This is a genomic window from uncultured Bifidobacterium sp., from assembly GCF_963540075.1.
Classification (GTDB): Bacteria; Actinomycetota; Actinomycetes; order Actinomycetales; family Bifidobacteriaceae; genus Bifidobacterium.
Genome location: NZ_CAUTOG010000038.1, coordinates 1 through 14,810, shown reverse-complemented (window position 1 = coordinate 14,810; position 14,810 = coordinate 1). Strand labels below are relative to the sequence as shown.

Here is a 14,810-nt window from a genome sequence, read left to right as displayed (position 1 = left end):
GCATGGCCGTGGCCACGCGATGGTTGACGTCGATGTCGCCGTGGCGTCCCACCTGGTTCGCCACGTCGATGCGCCATCCGTCCAGTCCGTCCGGACCCAGCCAGTGGGCGGCCACGGATCCGGAGCCCCGCACGAGACGGTCGAGCAGGGCGTCGGATCTCCAGTCGAGCTTGGGCAGGGATTTCACGCCCCTCCAGCTCACGTAGTCGTCCGGCCAGCGTCTCCACATGTAGAAGCCCCGCTCCGCGGAGTCGGGGTCGGCGACGGCCCGACGGAACCAGTCGTGGCCGACGCCGGTGTGGTTGAGCGTGAGGTCGCCCATCAGGCGCATGCCGCGCTCATGGCACGCCCGCGCGAGCGAGGCGAGCGCGTCATCCCCGCCCAGTAGCGGGTCGACATGCTCGAACGTGGAGGCGTCATAGCGGTGGACGGAGCCGGCGGTGAAGAAGGGCGTGAGATAGACCACCGAGAATCCGAGATCATGGATGTGATCGAGATGCTCCTCGATGCCCCTGAGATCACCTCCGTACCACTGACGCCCCGAATCCGCACCATGCGCCAGAGGCTGGGCGCCCCATGGCATGGGAATCGCCCAGGAGGGCGTCCGCCGTCCCGCCGAGTCGGCCGACCTGGCGAAGCGGTCGGGAAAGATCTGGTAGACGGCGCCCCCGGTCTCCCATCGAGGAGCGATGGGGAAGACCGTGGCGTGGAAGTCCGTGGAGTCCCCGGTCTCCCGGTCCACCACCCCCGTCGCCGTCAGCCAGTCGAACGAACCGTCCTCTTTGAGCAGCATGAAGCGATACAGCGTCAGCGGATTGGCGATGCGCAGATCCGCCTCGTACCAGTCCTCCCAAGGCGTGGACAGGATGCGTCGGGCGGGCACGATGCGAAACTCGGCATCGGCCGTGGATCGCAGACGCACGTCCACGTACCCCGACGACCGAGGCACACGCACGCGGACGCGCACGTCCTGCCCCAGCCGCGGGACGGGGTCGGACACGTACATTCCGGAACCGTCATGATGAGGGGCAGCCATTGACGTCATCGTGTCATCCTTCCACCGGGAATTCCCCGCCATGCTACCGGCACCGGTGCATCTAGGATGTAGCCATGAGCGATAACGCCAGTCCCCTCGAGCCTCAGTCCGGCAAACCGGCTTCCGGAGCTTCCGGAACGGAGGCGGACGCTCCTTCCAGCCCTGCGACGGCAGAAGCCCCCTCCTCCCATCCAACGGCCGCGTTTGGCTCTCGGACGACCCCCACCGGACCGTCATCCCAGCCGCCATACGGTTCTCCCGGCTCCCTGCCACCGGCGGGGGCGGCACCGGCCGGGGGATACCCCCCACCACATCCCGCGGTATTTTCGATGCCCCGGGGGGGGCCCGCCCGGGGGCCACGCCCCGCGGGATTCGGTGCAGCCTACCCCGGCGGGGCGTACCCGCCCCAGAACGGCGCCCCCCATCAATCGTGGCAGGGACAGGGATACGTCCCGGCGTACGGACCGGGCGCCATCCCGACCCGGCCCACCTGGGGCCCCCCTCCCGCCTATGCGTCATGGAACGCCCTGAGCATAGCGGGATTCGTCCTGTCGTTCCTCATCGCCCCCGTCGGACTGGTGCTGTCCATCATCGCCCTGGTGCAGATTCACCGCAGCAGGGAGAAAAGCCGCGGGATGGCCATCGCCGGAATCGTCATCAGCGTCGTGAACATGGTCCTCGCGGTACTGCTCATTCTCGGGCTCGTCTGGGCGCTCGGCCAGTATTCCTCAGGCGACTCATACTCCTGCGCGGGTTCGGACTGCACTCCGAGCTGGCTGGACACGGACTACGGCCAGACCGACGAGTATGCCGTGCTGCGTCAATCGGCCGGGGCTTCTTCCGACAAGGAGTTCGTCGCGGCCACGAAGGCTCCGACAACACACGGACACGCCGGGGTTTGCACAGCTCCGACCTTTGGGTAATATAACCCCTTGGCTGCTTTCGCGGCGGCCACGGCCCTGTAGCTCAGTTGGTTAGAGCGCCGCCCTGTCACGGCGGAGGTCGCCGGTTCAAGTCCGGTCGGGGTCGCTGGATGGTCGAGAAACCCGGTTCTGCCGGGTTTTTTCGAGCGCCCATGGCTCTGTAGCTCAGTTGGTAGAGCGAACGACTGAAAATCGTTAGGTCAGCGGATCGATGCCGCTCGGAGCCACCATTCAAAGCCTCGGAGCGCAATGATTCCAACGCCTCCGGGGCTTCGTCGTATCGGCCGGGCCTTTCACGCCCGCCATGAGGCAACCGGGCATGAATCTGCGCCTATCACTCCCGCCGCTCCGCTCTCGCACCGACGGACAGGAAACCGCAGCTCAGCCTCTCTCCTGCGACACCGGACCATCGGCGGCGTCCAGCCTACGTCTCACCCAGTCGACGATGAAGGGCGCGACATGGTCGATCTGGCTGATGGCGACATCGAACTCGCGGGGACCCCCGTACCACGGGTCGATGAGATCGAGATCGGATTCACGGCCGGCCTCGGGACGTGCGAGGGCGGGATCGAAGCTGCGGTAGAGCCGCACCCTCGAGCGGTCCTCGGCGGGAAGCATGCGGAGAAGCATGCGCATATGTGCGGCCGTCATCGGCAGGAAGAGGTCGGTGACGTCGATCTCGGCGCGGCTGATGCGATGCGCGGCATGATGCCGCGGCAGCTCGTATCCCCGGGCGCGCAGCACATACACTGCCCTGGGGTCGATGGGATGTCCGTGCTCCTCGTCGCTCACCCCGCTGGAGAGCACCTCCACCCTGTCCCCCAGCCCGGCGTCTGCGAAGCGGCGGGCGAGGATGACCTGGGCCATGGGCGAACGGCAGATGTTCCCCGTACAGACCGTCATCACCGTGTACGGGTGCGGGAACGGACGCGCGGCGCCATGGGCGTCGGACATAGTCGCCTCTCCTTCCAGTTCCAGGGATTCCGCAGCGGACGTCGGGAATCATGCACGCCCCGGATTGCGGTCAGCGCGTCTTCTCGTAGGTGACGAAGCGGTACTCGTGCACCACGTCCTGGGATTGCTTCGGTCTGAGCCATGGAGTGCTATCGACCATATGCCACAGGCCGGAGGCGACGAATTCCTCCATGTCCGGAGCGTACGTGTCGGCGTCCACCGTCGCGCGGATCTGGGTGACGTACGCCCGGCAGGCGAAGGGCAGGGATTCACGGAACACGCTCGCGCCGCCGATCACCCAGATCTCGCTGCGGTCGATGCCGTCATCGGGGATGGCCTCCTGCCTGGCGAAGTCGAGCGCGGCGTCCATATCCGTGACGACGGTGGCTCCGGGCGCCACGGCGTGCGGGTCACGCGAGATGACGATGTTGTCGCGATTGGGCAGAGGACGGAACCGCGGATCAAGGGACTCCCATGTCCTGCGACCCATGATGACGGGATGCGAGACGGTCAGCTCCTTGAAGCGTCTGAGGTCCTCGGGAAGATGCCAGGGCATCCCGCCGTCATAGCCCATCGCGCCGGCGCGACCGTCCTTGTCGCGGGCCTGCGCCCATATGAGGTTCACCGAGAAGGTTTTGGGGAAGTCATCGCCCCAGTCCTCCTCCTCGTCATCAAGCCCGGCAGAACCGGGCTCGGGTTCGTGGTAGCCGCTGCGACTACTACTGTCATGCTCCATTTCAGTGTTCTCCTTGGAATCGGACTGGTTCATCAGTCTAGCGACCCACTCCGACGGCCACGCGACATGACCTCGTTACATTCCCTCACACGGCGATGGGCGCGGGGATCGCGGGATGATGCCGGTACCCGTCGAGATGGAAGCTGCCGTAGTCGTAGTCGAACAGCGAACCCGCCAGGTCGATGCGCATGGTCGGCGCCCCGTAGGGCTCACGCCCCAGCTGTTCGGTCACCTGCTCAACGTGGTTGTCATAGACATGGCAGTCGCCACCGGTCCAGACGAACTCCCCCGGCTCAAGGCCCGTCTGCTGGGCCATCATCATGGTGAGCAGCGAATACGAGGCGATGTTGAAGGGAACGCCGAGGAACATATCGCATGACCGCTGGTACAGCTGGCAGGACAGGCGCCCATCGGCCACCCAGAACTGGAACAGCGCATGGCAGGGAGGCAGGGCCATATCCTTCACCTCGGCCGGATTCCATGCGGTGACGACCATCCTGCGGGAGTCCGGATTCGTGCGGATGAGGTCGAGCACGTTCGCTATCTGGTCGATGGTCCGCGCCGGATCCTGGGCGGTGGGAGCGGGCCAGCTGCGCCACTGGACGCCGTACACGGGCCCTAGGTCGCCATTCGCATCGGCCCACTCATCCCAGATGTGGACGTTATGCTCCTGCAGCCACCGGACGTTCCCCGAACCGCGGAGGAACCACAGCAGCTCGTAGATGACGCTGCGAATGTAGACGCGCTTGGTCGTCACCAGCGGAAACCCGGCCCCCAGGTCGAATCGCATCTGCCGGCCGAAAAGGGAGATCGTGCCCGTTCCCGTCCGATCGGATTTCAGCACGCCCGTCATCAGGACCTCGCGAAGAAGGTCCTCGTAGGGCGTGGGGATCGGGGATGCGGGACGGGCCGGAACCTTCGAACGAATGTCGGCGAGCTGTGCGGAAGTCAGAGACATAGGCACCATGCTAACGAACCCAACGGGCATAACCGCTGCTCTTCGCCAGCCGCCGACGTCCTCACGCATACCCATCCGCGGACGTCGGCCCCTGCGGACGACAACGGGGAGTGGACCGTCACGGATGGCCTTCCACGGATGCCGGCGGCCCCGGACGCGTCAGGAAGCACGGCGAGCCGTGCGCGAACACGGGCCGGGCGCGGGGACCGCCGTGGTCTACATTGGTCCTGACGGCGCGAGGGTCGCGCTCTGGACGCGAGGAGGGCATATGGCCAAGAGAATCTGGGTCGAACGCAACAAGGACGGCTCCTGGGACGCCTTCGGAGACGACGGATCCCATATCAAGTTCGGCCACGGCAAGGGGCTGTTCTCACCGGGCGAGCTCGTCAAGGCGGCCCTGGCCGCCTGCGGCGCCCTGTCCAGCCAGTTCGCCGTGGAAACCGTCCTCGGCAAAGGCCATGGCGCGACCATCACCGTGGACGGCACCTATGACGAGGACACCGATTCGTACACGTCCTTCGAGGAGCACGTCGCGGTGGACGCCACCTCCGCCGACCTTGACGACGCCGACGCCGACAAGCTCGCGGAGCGCATCACGCGCCACATCGACAAAAGCTGCACCGTCAAGCACACCCTGGAGAAGCCGACCCCGGTGCGCTTCGACGTGACCGTGCGGCACTAGGCCATCCGCCACCGGGCGACGGGACGTCCATAGATGGCATACGCGAGGGGGAGGGCCCATATGGACCCTCCCCCTCGCGTCGTCTCCGATGCCCTCTACGGTCTCGGCGTCACCGTGATTCACGCTCGGAGGCATCGTCCCTGGAACCTCCATGCAGCGGGTCGATCGTCGACTCGATGTCCTCGGCCTGATGGGCGTCCGCGGTCGGGACCGACACCTGCTTCACGCCGCTGATATCGTCAAGCGGCTTGGTCGGAACCTCGGCCGGAGACCCGGGAATGGCATCCAGTCGAGACTCGGCGGCCTCGACGTATTTGCGGGGCACCACGTACACCGGGCTGACGGCATGCTGGATAAGCCCCTGACTGGTGGATCCGAGCAGCAGACCGGTGAATCCACCTCGCCCGCGCGACCCGACGACGACCACGTCATGATCAAGGCTCGCCTTCGTCAGGGCATTGACCGCGTTGCCCGGAACCACCTTGGTCGAGATCTCCAGGTCCGGATACTGCTCACGCAGAGGCTTGACCCGGGTCTCCAGATCATCCAGGTACGAGTCCATCACGGCGGAATCACCATCAGCCCCCTGCACGCGCGGGACGGCGGACAGCACGTCGAGGCCCGCCCCCCATCCGTGGGCGAAGGACGCGGCGATGTCCAGGGCCTTAAGCCCCCACTTGGATTCGTCGGAGCCGACGGCCACTCGGGCGATGGTGTTGTTCAGATGCATGAGATGACCGTCGTCGTCCGTGTAGGGGACCACGACGATCGGACAGTACGCATAGGCGGGAAGTGAGGAGCTCGTGGTGCCCAGAAGGCGTTCGGCAAGTCCCCCCTTGCCCCGGTTGCCGATGACGATGAGATTGTAGTTGCGCGACAACTCCACGAACACGGAGGAGGGGTCTCCGGTGACGATGAGGGTGACCGCCTCGACCCCCTGCTCGTCCGCTATCGCCTTGGCCTTCGACAGGATCTCCTGCGCATCGTTGTGGGCGGCGTTGTCATCGCCGAGGGCCGTGTACGTGGCGTCGAAGGATACGGCGGCATAGCTGGGAAGCGAATAGGCGCAGACGATCTGGAGGGTCAGCCCGGCATGCTTGGCGTAGTTCGCCGCCCACCAGGTGGCCTTGTAGCTCGCATGCGACCCATCGACTCCGACAAGAATGGCCTTCTCGTTGATCATGATGACCTCCTCCGTCAGACGGCGGCGCTGCATCGCACCGTCTGGCTTCAGGATACTCCGCGGCTCTGGAATCGTCTGTGGGCCACGCTTCGGCGAATCGGCGGAGGACGGCTCGGAACGAACCTCTACAGGACCCGGCGGATGGAATAGGACGAACTGAAGGCTGTCCCCACGCTCGTGATTACCGTTCCCCTACTGGGATTGAGCGCGTTGACGACAAGGCCATTGCCCAGATAGATGGCGGAATGCGTGGTGTTGGCGAGGATGTCGCCGGGCCTGGCCGACGCAAGGTTCGCCACGGCCGTCCCCGTGGCGGCCTGGGCACCGGAGTAGTGCGCAAGGGTAATGCCGTAATGGGCGAAGACGTATTTGACGAACCCGGAGCAGTCCCACCCGGAGGGGGTCTCACCACCCAGGACATAGGGACTTCCAACGAACTGCGCCGCATACTGGGCCAGTGCCGCCCCGGTCGTGCCATCCGAGGACGAAGAAGAGGAAGAGGACGAAGAAGAAGACGAGGAACTGGTACCCGACAAGGATTGCCTGTCCTCGGAGCGGCTGGCCGCCTGCTCCTCCTCGGCCTTCTGGGCCGCCTCACGCTGAGCCTGCTCCTGCGCTTCCTTGCGCTCCGCCGCCAGTTCCTTGGTCGACTTCGTCTTGGGAACGCTCAGACTCTCGATACCGGTCCACGAACCATCCACCTTCACCGACGTCGATTCCGCGAGAAGATTCCGCCTCACCGTCGTTGTCTTGGGGAAGGACCGCGAGGAGGTCACAACGGCCTGCGTTGCGTTCGCCATCGTCATTGGCGCGAACACAGCGAGCATCATCGAGACCGCAAGGAAAGCGGCCAAGGCGAGTAGAGGTCGACGTAGGCTCTTCATCGCACACGAGACTATCACATTCACATGACCCCACCTGTGCCCGGAGGCGTCCCCGGACCACGGTTCCCGTGGCGGCTGGAGACACGCCGCTAGTAATGGATGTACCGGAACGCCGATGCCTGGGCTGCCGTGAAGGTGCGCGAGAAGGTCTTGCCATGGTACGACTCGCCCGATTCCGATGTCACGATGGAACCGTCGGCGTTGATCTTCTCGACGATGGCGACATGCCCGTAGACGGCGCTCGCTCCATCCTGCCCTGCCGCGAAAACCATGATGTCGCCCTTGTGACGGGGAGTGGAATCGACCCAGTATCCAAGCGCCGCGGCCGACGTCGCCCACTGACGACCGTTCCCCAGATGGGATCCCACCGGCAGACCAAGCTGATGGCGGCGGACATACACCCACCATGTGCATTGACTGTACGAATAGGCGTTGCCGACATCCCCTGAGGCATGATCCGAATCGAATCCCTCGGGGAGGATATCGACGTCCTGGGCCAGCAGTCGCGACACCACCGCGTTGGAGGAGGCCGGAGCGGACAGTCTGTCGACGTCGATCGACGTGTTGGATTCGCCGAGGTTCCATCCCTTGGCGGCGGCACCAGAGGAGGAAGTCGACAAAGAGCGGCGGTCCTCGGAACGGGAAGCCGCTTCGGACTGTGGGAGAGATCGTCTCACCGAGGTCGCGACCACGCTGCCGGTGGGCGAAGCAGCCATCCGGGAACGCAGCGTGGAAGACGCCAGGAGAGCCGTCACTCCCAGAAGAACCGTCAGGGACACCGCCAGCAGGCAGCGCAGACGCCTGCGTGACAGGAGCTCCATGCGCCGCTCCCGACGTGATGTCGGAACAATGATGGCTCCGTTCCGCCGATGGCTTCCGCCCCACGGTACGGAATGGCCGGCAAGCATGGCGATAAGAGTGGGGAACAGGCTCGCGGCACGACCATGCGTATGCTTCGCCGGTACGGATGGCGTCCCGCAGGGCGCCCGAAGCGGAAAAACCGTTTCCTGGGCCTTATGCGCCGCACTCCCCATGAGGCCACCCCGTTCCCTTCGACCCGTCCGGCATCCGTCCGACGATTCGCGGCCGAAACCCGCGCGAAGAGGTCAGACCCTGGCACGATCACCACATGCGCGGATAGGCGTCACCATAGCAGCTTCGGCCGTCCAGACGGGGAACGGATAGGCACAAACGGACGGGACGTGGGAGGCCACGCCATGCGGGGCCCACGGACGCCGTCCGTCTGAGTAATGACGACCACGGTCCGGGCGGACGAACCTGACCAGACGACAGACTACCCTTGGGACCCATGAGCGACGGCGTGATGATTCCCGAGGACATGCTTCCCAGGGATGGACGGTTCGGTTCGGGGCCCAGCAAAATCAGGCACGAACAGATTCAGGCGATCGCGGACGGAGCATCATGCCTGATGGGCACCTCCCATCGCAGACCTCCCGTCCGCCGTCTGGTCGCCTCCATTCGCGAAGGCCTCACGGATTTCTTCTCGGTTCCCGACGGCTATGAGGTGGCGCTGGGGAACGGAGGCGCAAGCGCCTTCTGGGACATCGCCTGCGCCTGTCTGATCGACCACAGAGCCGCCTTCGGCAGCTACGGGTCCTTCAGCGCCAAGTTCGCCAACGAAGCCGTTTCCGCGCCTTTCCTCGACCCTCCCGCCATCTACTCCTCCGAGCCCGGGACCTATCGGATTCCTGATCCGACGGAGGGCGTGGACTCCTACTGCTGGGCGCACAATGAGACGTCGACGGGCGTCAGCGCTCCCGTGAAGAGGGTGAAGGGAAGCCCGGCGCAGGGGGCTCTCACCCTTATCGACGGGACGAGCGCGGCGGGCGCGCTTCCGGTCGACGTATGCCAGACCGACGCCTACTACTTCTCGCCGCAGAAGGCCTTCGGTTCGGACGGTGGCCTATGGTTCGCCGTCCTCTCGCCCGAAGCCATCGAAAGGGCCTATTCCATCGAGGACCGGAACGGGCGCTCCGCGGACGGACGATGGATTCCCGCCTTCCTCTCCCTGACCACCGCTCTGGAGAACTCCCGCAAGGAGCAGACCCTCAACACCCCGGCCGTGGCGACGCTGATACTGATGGAGAACCAGATCCGCTGGATGAACGGTCATGGCGGGCTGGCATGGTCCACGGCACGCTGCGCGGAGTCGGCCGGGACGCTATACGACTGGGCCGAGGCCAGCGACTACGCGCGGCCGTTCGTCACCGATCCCGCGGCACGATCGCATTCCGTCGTCACCGTCGACCTCGATTCGGACGTGGACGCCTCCAAGGTGGTGGAGACCCTTGCCGCCAACGGCATCAGCGACACCTCGGGCTACCGCAAGCTCGGCCGCAACCAGGTACGCATCGGGGTCTTCCCTTCGGTTGACCCCGAGGACGTGAAGGCCCTCACCCGCTGCATCGACTACGTGGTGGAGCGGCTGTAGCCCCCGAATCGAACAGAGGGGGTCGTATCCATCAACATCCATGAGACCCGCAGGCGCCTCGCCGACCTCATTGACCGGTTGCGGCCACCACGAAGCGGCAGTCGCACCGGCCCTGCGCGGTTTCCCCCGCCGCAGGCGCGGTCGACACCCTCACATCGCCATCACCGGCGGGGACGAAAACCGCCTCCCCCATCGCCAGCGTGCACCTGTCGCCATCGGTGCGGCATTCCACCTGTCCTGACAGGCACAGCACGATTCTGGGACGGCGACCCGGAATCCGGACGACGGCAGTCCCAGCGGCCGCCGACGGCAGATCTCCCGCCATCAGCATGAACTCGTCTATCGCGGGCGCCATCACCCTGACACCGGCACCACCCGTGGCAGCCACCCAGCCCGCGGCACCCGACGATACGCCGGAGTCCTCCGGCATCCGCGGGGAGAAGGAGACGCATCCGAGCACCTGGTCGACATGCGTGGGCTTCACGGTCAGCCCCGCTCTGAGCACCGTGTCCGAATTGGTCATGATCTCCACCGCGGTGCCTTTGAGATAGGTGTGCAGCGTGCCCGCGGGGATATACGCGCAGTCCCCCGGTTCCAGTCGAATCGGATTCATCAGGAGCAGAGCCATGACTCCGGCATCGTCGGGGAAGGCCGCACCCGCGAGAATCGCATGATCGAGGACAAGGGCATCGTATCCGTTCTCCGCACGCGCCCTCGCCTTTTCGAAAGCCATGGGAACGCCCTGCATATCCTGCCGCCCTGCAGTGAGAACCTCCAACGCACGCCTTTGCGGCGGTCGACGGACGAATCCAGAATCGCGATGACGATCCGCCGCAGAGGCCGAAGCGTCCTCCACGTCCCTCCTCATCGCCGCGAGCATGCGGCGGGCGAGAGGATGGTCCACCAGGGCCAGGACCTCCAGGATCCGACGAACCGGAGCGAATCCCGAGGACAGCTCGAATCGGTCGACCGCCAGCACCATCTCGTTCTTCTCGACAGGGTCGGGGAAGGACCTGTCCGCGGAACTCCGAGGAACGCCCCGGGCCTCCTCACGATTGAAGCCCTCACGGGCCAGGAATCCTGCGGGATGCACCTGCAACGACAGCGGGATACGGGCCGCAATCACCTTGAGAAGAAAGGGCAGAACCGGGCCGAAACGGGCCGAATCACGCACACCCATCATCCGCTGAGGGTCCCTACGGATGAGGTCGGGAAGCGTGAGGCCCTCGGCGACGGGAGCCTCCAGCCTTGACGGCCATACCGGATGCGCGCTGAACCATGCCTCGGCGAGCGGCCCTCTGACCCCGGACAACAGGGGATCGGAGGAGAACAGGGACTGAAGCCTGGTCAAAGACCCCCACGCGTAGGGTCTGCCGACGGGTCGAATCGCATACACGGCACGACCCCCTCCCGAGACGTTGGGCGACGAGCATACATAAGGGTACCCCCGATGCGGCGGGGATGACGTCCCGCTCCGACACGGTATATGGTGAAAGCCATGAAGCTCGCGCCCATCTTCAATCCCGAGGACAGACGGCCCATGCCACGGCCCGTCCGGGTGGACCTCCGGAGGGTCTTCCTTGCGGGTCTGGCGCTCTGGGGCATCGCGCTTCTCATCTGTCTGGCCCTGCTGGCCGCTGGCGTGAACATCCACCACGCCCTGGGGGTCGTCGTATCAGGCATCCTCGTCGGAATCGTCATGCTCGTCTGGGAGCGTGTCGACCGCGACAACTACCGCAGACTCGGCGAATAGGCGCCGTCCCGTCAAACGCGGCCGCAGGTCCCGACGGATCGGACGCCAGGACGCCGTGCAAGCGGACTACGACGCCTGAAGAACCCTTCCCGCCCAGCCTCCGATGTCACCGCGCGACACCGGAGGCTGGGCGGGATCCACATCGCGATGACCTTCGGGAACGCCTCATGAATCGCCGTCCGCCAGGGGAAGGGAAAGGGTGAAGGTGCTTCCCTGACCGGGTGCGCTCCAGACCGAAACCCCTCCGTGATGGGTCAGAGCCACATGCTTGACGATGGCCAGTCCCAGACCCACCCCGTCCGCCGTCCGGGCCGACTGGTTGCTTCCACGGAAGAATCGTTCGAAGACGCGGGGCCTCTCCTCGCGAGAAATGCCGGCACCCCGGTCGATGACGCGGACGACGGCCCTGTCCCCCGCCGTCGATGTTCCGACGGTGACGTCGATGGACGCCCCATCGGGGGAATACCGTATGGCGTTGTCGATCATCCTGCCGACGGCCACGCGAATCTGCGGCCCGTCCCCATGCACCATGACCACCCTGTCCGCAGTGAGCCGAAGAGCAACCCCCCGCTCCTTCGCCTCGAGGGCGCAGTCATCGCGAGCGGCGCGGACGGGAACGTCCAAGGCAAGTCGATTGGATTCGGCCGCGTCAACGGGCTCCTGAGCGCGGATAAGCAGAAGCAGATCGTTGACGAGCCGGTCCATATGTCTTGCCAGCCGTCGCGTCCGCGACGCCGCACGACGCAAATCGGTCTCATCCCCATGCCCCGACTCGAGGGACGAGGCCAGCCTCTCCATGCTCCTCGTAGGCTCAAGCAGCTGAGCGGACACGTTCTCGATGAATGAATCACGGGTCTGCATGAAACGCATGCGCTCGCTGACATCGTCGAGAAGCACGACGACGAATCCTCGTCCGATGGGACCCACCGTGACCTTCAGCCAGTTCGGCCGCGACACCCCGCTCACATCGGACCCGTCGTCCCCGGCGTCTCCCACGACGGATCCGCCCCCCATCGATTCGGCATCCTCGCGGAAGCGCTCAGGAGTCGACGTCGTCAGATCGAAGCGCACGCGATGCCCTCCCCGCCGGGCCTTGCCCACGGCCTCCGCAATCCTGCTGTCGACGACCGCATCGTCGGCGACGACGCCGAAGCAATAGGACGATGGACTGGCAAGAACGACCTCGTCCGAGGAGTCGACGACCACCACGGACTCCCCCAGAAGCGCCAGAAGGGACGCCGTGGAATCATCAAGCTCGTCGACCGCCTCACCGGGTCGGTGACGCCGCGACAGGATGACGACGAGCACGACCGTCGCGACGACGACCACGGCGGCAGGAACCGTCATCCACCATTGCATGGCACCATTCTCCCACGGCCTCCCCACGGACATGACAGCAACGCAGGACAGGGAACCGATGAACGACCAGGCAACGTCACGGTGAATTCTGGACCAACAAATCTCGCCCCGATATGGACGACGTTGGCGAACTCCCCCCCGTGCTCATAGACTGGGCTCAGTCGACGAAGTCCCATGCCAGAAAGACCGGGGGAAGACATATGCGGGTGATATTCAACGAGGAGATGCAGGCCGTCGCAGACGATCTGGACCGCATGGCTCAGGACGTCCGCACGGCTATCGACACTGCCGGCACCGCCCTGCTCGACCTCGACGTCGAGGCGGCCCAGAGCGTCATCGACGGCGACACCGAAATCGATGACCTGGAGGCCAGCATCCTCGACCAGTGCGTGAGACTGCTGGCCAAGCAGAACCCCGTGGCCACCGACCTGCGCGTCGTGGTCTCCACGATGAGACTGGCGTCCACCTTCGAACGGATGGGGGATCTGGCCAGGCATATCGCCGAGGCCGCCCGACGCACCTACCCCCAGTCCGCCGTGACGGATGATGCCCAGGACCTGTTCCGCTCCATGCAGGAGTTCCTGACGATGACCGCCGACCGCATGGTGACCATGCTGGCCGATCGTGACACGACGACGGCCGAGCAGGTCATCGCGGATGACGATCGCCTTGACGCCCTGCATCACAGGACCTTCGAACTGGCTCTCTCCGACGACTGGAAGGGCACGCGCCGCGACCTCATCAACGTCGTGCTCATCGGCCGTTTCATGGAGCGTCTCGGCGACCATGCCGTCTCCGCCGCCCGACGCGTGGTCTACATCGTCTCCGGCTTCGACCCAAGCAAGGCGCCCATGCGCGACGAGGGCCCCTACACCTACTCGACCGGCGCCTAGCGCGCCGCAAATTGTGGGGGGCGGGGTTTGGGTTTGAACCCCGGGCCCCCATGCGTCAACCGTCAATCACACGGCGACCACCGTGGGTGACGGCGAGCGGAATTCACTTCTGGCCCTGGGCGGCCACAGCGGCGGCGCCCTTGGCGGCGGCGTCCGGATCGAGGTACTCGCCCCGCGGAACGATGGGCTTGAAGTTCTCATCCAGCTTGTAGACCAACGGGATGGCGGTCGGGATGTTGACCTTCGAGATCTCCTCCTCGCTCAGCCCGTCCAGCATCTTGACGATGGAGCGCAGGGAGTTGCCGTGCGCGGCGATCAGCACCGTCCTGCCGGACTTGAGCTCGGGGACGATTTCGGACTGCCAGTACGGGGTCACACGGGCGACCACGTTGGACAGCGCCTCGGTCTCCGGGACCGGATCACCCGCATAGCGCGCGTCATGGTTCTGGGAATACCTGTCGTCAGGATTGATCTCGGGCGGCGGGGTCGCATAGGAGCGGCGCCAGATCATGAACTTCTCGTCGCCGTACTTCTCGCGGATCTCCGTCTTGTTCTTGCCTTGGAGAGCGCCGTAGTGACGCTCGTTGAGACGCCAGCTGCGCTTGACGGGAATCCACAGGCGGTCGGCCTCATCAAGCGCGTAGTTCGCGGTGTTGATCGCGCGACGCAGCAACGAGGTGAAGACAATGTCGGGCAGGACGTTCTTCTCCTTGAGAAGACGCCCACCGCGCTTGGCCTCCTCGACGCCCTGCTCGGTGAGGGGGACGTCGACCCAGCCCGTGAACTGATTGGTCTTGTTCCATGCGCTCTGACCATGTCGGAGCAGTACCAGTGTGTAGGACATATCGTCATGTTACGCGAGAAGAGAGACGAGACGACCGCCGCCGCGTGCCCCGCCGTCCACTGGCGGCCACAACCGAGAACCCCTCGCATGCCGGGCCCCCGGATACGGTAGTCCGCGGTCCGAAGCGATGAACCCGTCGTCCTCGACCCGCCA

At 65.4% G+C, this 14,810-nt stretch carries 15 protein-coding genes and 2 tRNA genes; 7 read left to right on the top strand and 10 right to left on the bottom strand.

Annotated features, from left to right (window positions below):
- On the bottom strand, positions 1–1,045 hold a 1,045-nt coding region (locus RWX87_RS05440; RefSeq protein WP_314688377.1), incomplete at its 3' end, for an alpha-amylase family glycosyl hydrolase.
- A 65-nt stretch (positions 1,046–1,110) separates the two neighbouring features.
- Between RWX87_RS05440 and RWX87_RS06835 the strand changes: the two genes are divergently transcribed.
- The 3 genes from RWX87_RS06835 (at position 1,111) to RWX87_RS05425 (ending at position 2,189) form a co-directional block, all read left to right on the top strand.
- Positions 1,111–1,959: a DUF4190 domain-containing protein gene (locus tag RWX87_RS06835; protein WP_399552314.1), complete on the top strand. Its 849-nt coding sequence runs from the start codon at positions 1,111–1,113 to the stop codon at positions 1,957–1,959.
- Between the two features lie 32 nt (positions 1,960–1,991).
- A tRNA-Asp gene (locus tag RWX87_RS05430) sits at positions 1,992–2,065 on the top strand.
- Positions 2,066–2,113: 48 nt separating this feature from the next.
- Positions 2,114–2,189 (top strand) — tRNA-Phe (locus RWX87_RS05425).
- A 151-nt stretch (positions 2,190–2,340) separates the two neighbouring features.
- Here RWX87_RS05425 and RWX87_RS05420 read toward each other — a convergent pair.
- The 3 genes from RWX87_RS05420 to RWX87_RS05410 form a co-directional block, all read right to left on the bottom strand.
- Positions 2,341–2,913 carry a low molecular weight protein-tyrosine-phosphatase gene (locus RWX87_RS05420; RefSeq protein WP_314688373.1) on the bottom strand — a complete coding sequence of 191 codons (573 nt, stop codon included), beginning with the start codon at positions 2,911–2,913 and terminating at the stop codon, positions 2,341–2,343.
- Positions 2,914–2,983: 70 nt separating this feature from the next.
- Positions 2,984–3,649 carry a dihydrofolate reductase gene (locus RWX87_RS05415; protein ID WP_314688380.1) on the bottom strand — a complete coding sequence of 222 codons (666 nt, stop codon included), beginning with the start codon at positions 3,647–3,649 and terminating at the stop codon, positions 2,984–2,986.
- 85 nt (positions 3,650–3,734) lie between these two features.
- Positions 3,735–4,607 carry a thymidylate synthase gene (locus RWX87_RS05410; RefSeq protein ID WP_314688370.1) on the bottom strand — a complete coding sequence of 291 codons (873 nt, stop codon included), beginning with the start codon at positions 4,605–4,607 and terminating at the stop codon, positions 3,735–3,737.
- Positions 4,608–4,875: 268 nt separating this feature from the next.
- On the opposite strand from RWX87_RS05410, the gene RWX87_RS05405 reads away from it, so the two are divergent.
- Entirely contained in the window at positions 4,876–5,289 is a 414-nt protein-coding gene (locus RWX87_RS05405; RefSeq protein WP_314688368.1) for an OsmC family protein, read from the top strand.
- Positions 5,290–5,398: 109 nt separating this feature from the next.
- On the opposite strand, the gene RWX87_RS05400 is transcribed toward RWX87_RS05405, so the two are convergent.
- The 3 genes from RWX87_RS05400 to RWX87_RS05390 form a co-directional block, all read right to left on the bottom strand.
- Complete coding sequence (locus RWX87_RS05400; protein WP_314688366.1) at positions 5,399–6,472, bottom strand: universal stress protein; 1,074 nt, start codon at positions 6,470–6,472, stop codon at positions 5,399–5,401.
- Between the two features lie 125 nt (positions 6,473–6,597).
- On the bottom strand, positions 6,598–7,272 hold the full coding sequence (locus RWX87_RS05395; RefSeq protein WP_314688364.1) for a C40 family peptidase: 675 nt from the start codon (positions 7,270–7,272) through the stop codon (positions 6,598–6,600).
- A gap of 173 nt (positions 7,273–7,445) precedes the next feature.
- Positions 7,446–8,177, bottom strand: coding sequence for a CHAP domain-containing protein (locus RWX87_RS05390; RefSeq protein WP_314688362.1), 732 nt, complete (start codon positions 8,175–8,177; stop codon positions 7,446–7,448).
- Positions 8,178–8,665: 488 nt separating this feature from the next.
- Between RWX87_RS05390 and serC the strand changes: the two genes are divergently transcribed.
- A complete protein-coding gene (gene serC, locus RWX87_RS05385) occupies positions 8,666–9,808 on the top strand; it encodes a phosphoserine transaminase (protein WP_314688359.1) in 1,143 nt (380 codons plus the stop codon).
- Between the two features lie 67 nt (positions 9,809–9,875).
- On the opposite strand, the gene manA is transcribed toward serC, so the two are convergent.
- Entirely contained in the window at positions 9,876–11,204 is a 1,329-nt protein-coding gene (gene manA / locus RWX87_RS05380; protein WP_314688357.1) for a mannose-6-phosphate isomerase, class I, read from the bottom strand.
- A 102-nt stretch (positions 11,205–11,306) separates the two neighbouring features.
- On the opposite strand from manA, the gene RWX87_RS05375 reads away from it, so the two are divergent.
- Entirely contained in the window at positions 11,307–11,561 is a 255-nt protein-coding gene (locus tag RWX87_RS05375; RefSeq protein ID WP_314688356.1) for a DUF2530 domain-containing protein, read from the top strand.
- Positions 11,562–11,726: 165 nt separating this feature from the next.
- Here RWX87_RS05375 and RWX87_RS05370 read toward each other — a convergent pair whose 3' ends face one another.
- On the bottom strand, positions 11,727–12,908 hold the full coding sequence (locus tag RWX87_RS05370; RefSeq protein WP_314688353.1) for a HAMP domain-containing sensor histidine kinase: 1,182 nt from the start codon (positions 12,906–12,908) through the stop codon (positions 11,727–11,729).
- 212 nt (positions 12,909–13,120) lie between these two features.
- Between RWX87_RS05370 and phoU the strand changes: the two genes are divergently transcribed.
- A complete protein-coding gene (gene phoU / locus RWX87_RS05365; RefSeq protein WP_314688352.1) occupies positions 13,121–13,813 on the top strand; it encodes a phosphate signaling complex protein PhoU in 693 nt (230 codons plus the stop codon).
- Positions 13,814–13,916: 103 nt separating this feature from the next.
- Here phoU and RWX87_RS05360 read toward each other — a convergent pair whose 3' ends face one another.
- Complete coding sequence (locus RWX87_RS05360; protein WP_314688349.1) at positions 13,917–14,657, bottom strand: phosphoglyceromutase; 741 nt, start codon at positions 14,655–14,657, stop codon at positions 13,917–13,919.
- Positions 14,658–14,810 lie beyond the last annotated feature (153 nt).

Coding starts and splice junctions, on each gene's coding strand:
- RWX87_RS06835 (WP_399552314.1), top strand. CDS start 1,111: ATGAGCGATAACGCCAGTCCCCTCGAGCCTCAGTCCGGCAAACCGGCT.
- RWX87_RS05420 (WP_314688373.1), bottom strand. CDS start 2,913: ATGTCCGACGCCCATGGCGCCGCGCGTCCGTTCCCGCACCCGTACACG.
- RWX87_RS05415 (WP_314688380.1), bottom strand. CDS start 3,649: ATGGAGCATGACAGTAGTAGTCGCAGCGGCTACCACGAACCCGAGCCC.
- RWX87_RS05410 (WP_314688370.1), bottom strand. CDS start 4,607: ATGTCTCTGACTTCCGCACAGCTCGCCGACATTCGTTCGAAGGTTCCG.
- RWX87_RS05405 (WP_314688368.1), top strand. CDS start 4,876: ATGGCCAAGAGAATCTGGGTCGAACGCAACAAGGACGGCTCCTGGGAC.
- RWX87_RS05400 (WP_314688366.1), bottom strand. CDS start 6,472: ATGATCAACGAGAAGGCCATTCTTGTCGGAGTCGATGGGTCGCATGCG.
- RWX87_RS05395 (WP_314688364.1), bottom strand. CDS start 7,272: ATGGCGAACGCAACGCAGGCCGTTGTGACCTCCTCGCGGTCCTTCCCC.
- RWX87_RS05390 (WP_314688362.1), bottom strand. CDS start 8,177: ATGGAGCTCCTGTCACGCAGGCGTCTGCGCTGCCTGCTGGCGGTGTCC.
- serC (WP_314688359.1), top strand. CDS start 8,666: ATGAGCGACGGCGTGATGATTCCCGAGGACATGCTTCCCAGGGATGGA.
- RWX87_RS05375 (WP_314688356.1), top strand. CDS start 11,307: ATGAAGCTCGCGCCCATCTTCAATCCCGAGGACAGACGGCCCATGCCA.
- RWX87_RS05370 (WP_314688353.1), bottom strand. CDS start 12,908: ATGACGGTTCCTGCCGCCGTGGTCGTCGTCGCGACGGTCGTGCTCGTC.
- phoU (WP_314688352.1), top strand. CDS start 13,121: ATGCGGGTGATATTCAACGAGGAGATGCAGGCCGTCGCAGACGATCTG.
- RWX87_RS05360 (WP_314688349.1), bottom strand. CDS start 14,657: ATGTCCTACACACTGGTACTGCTCCGACATGGTCAGAGCGCATGGAAC.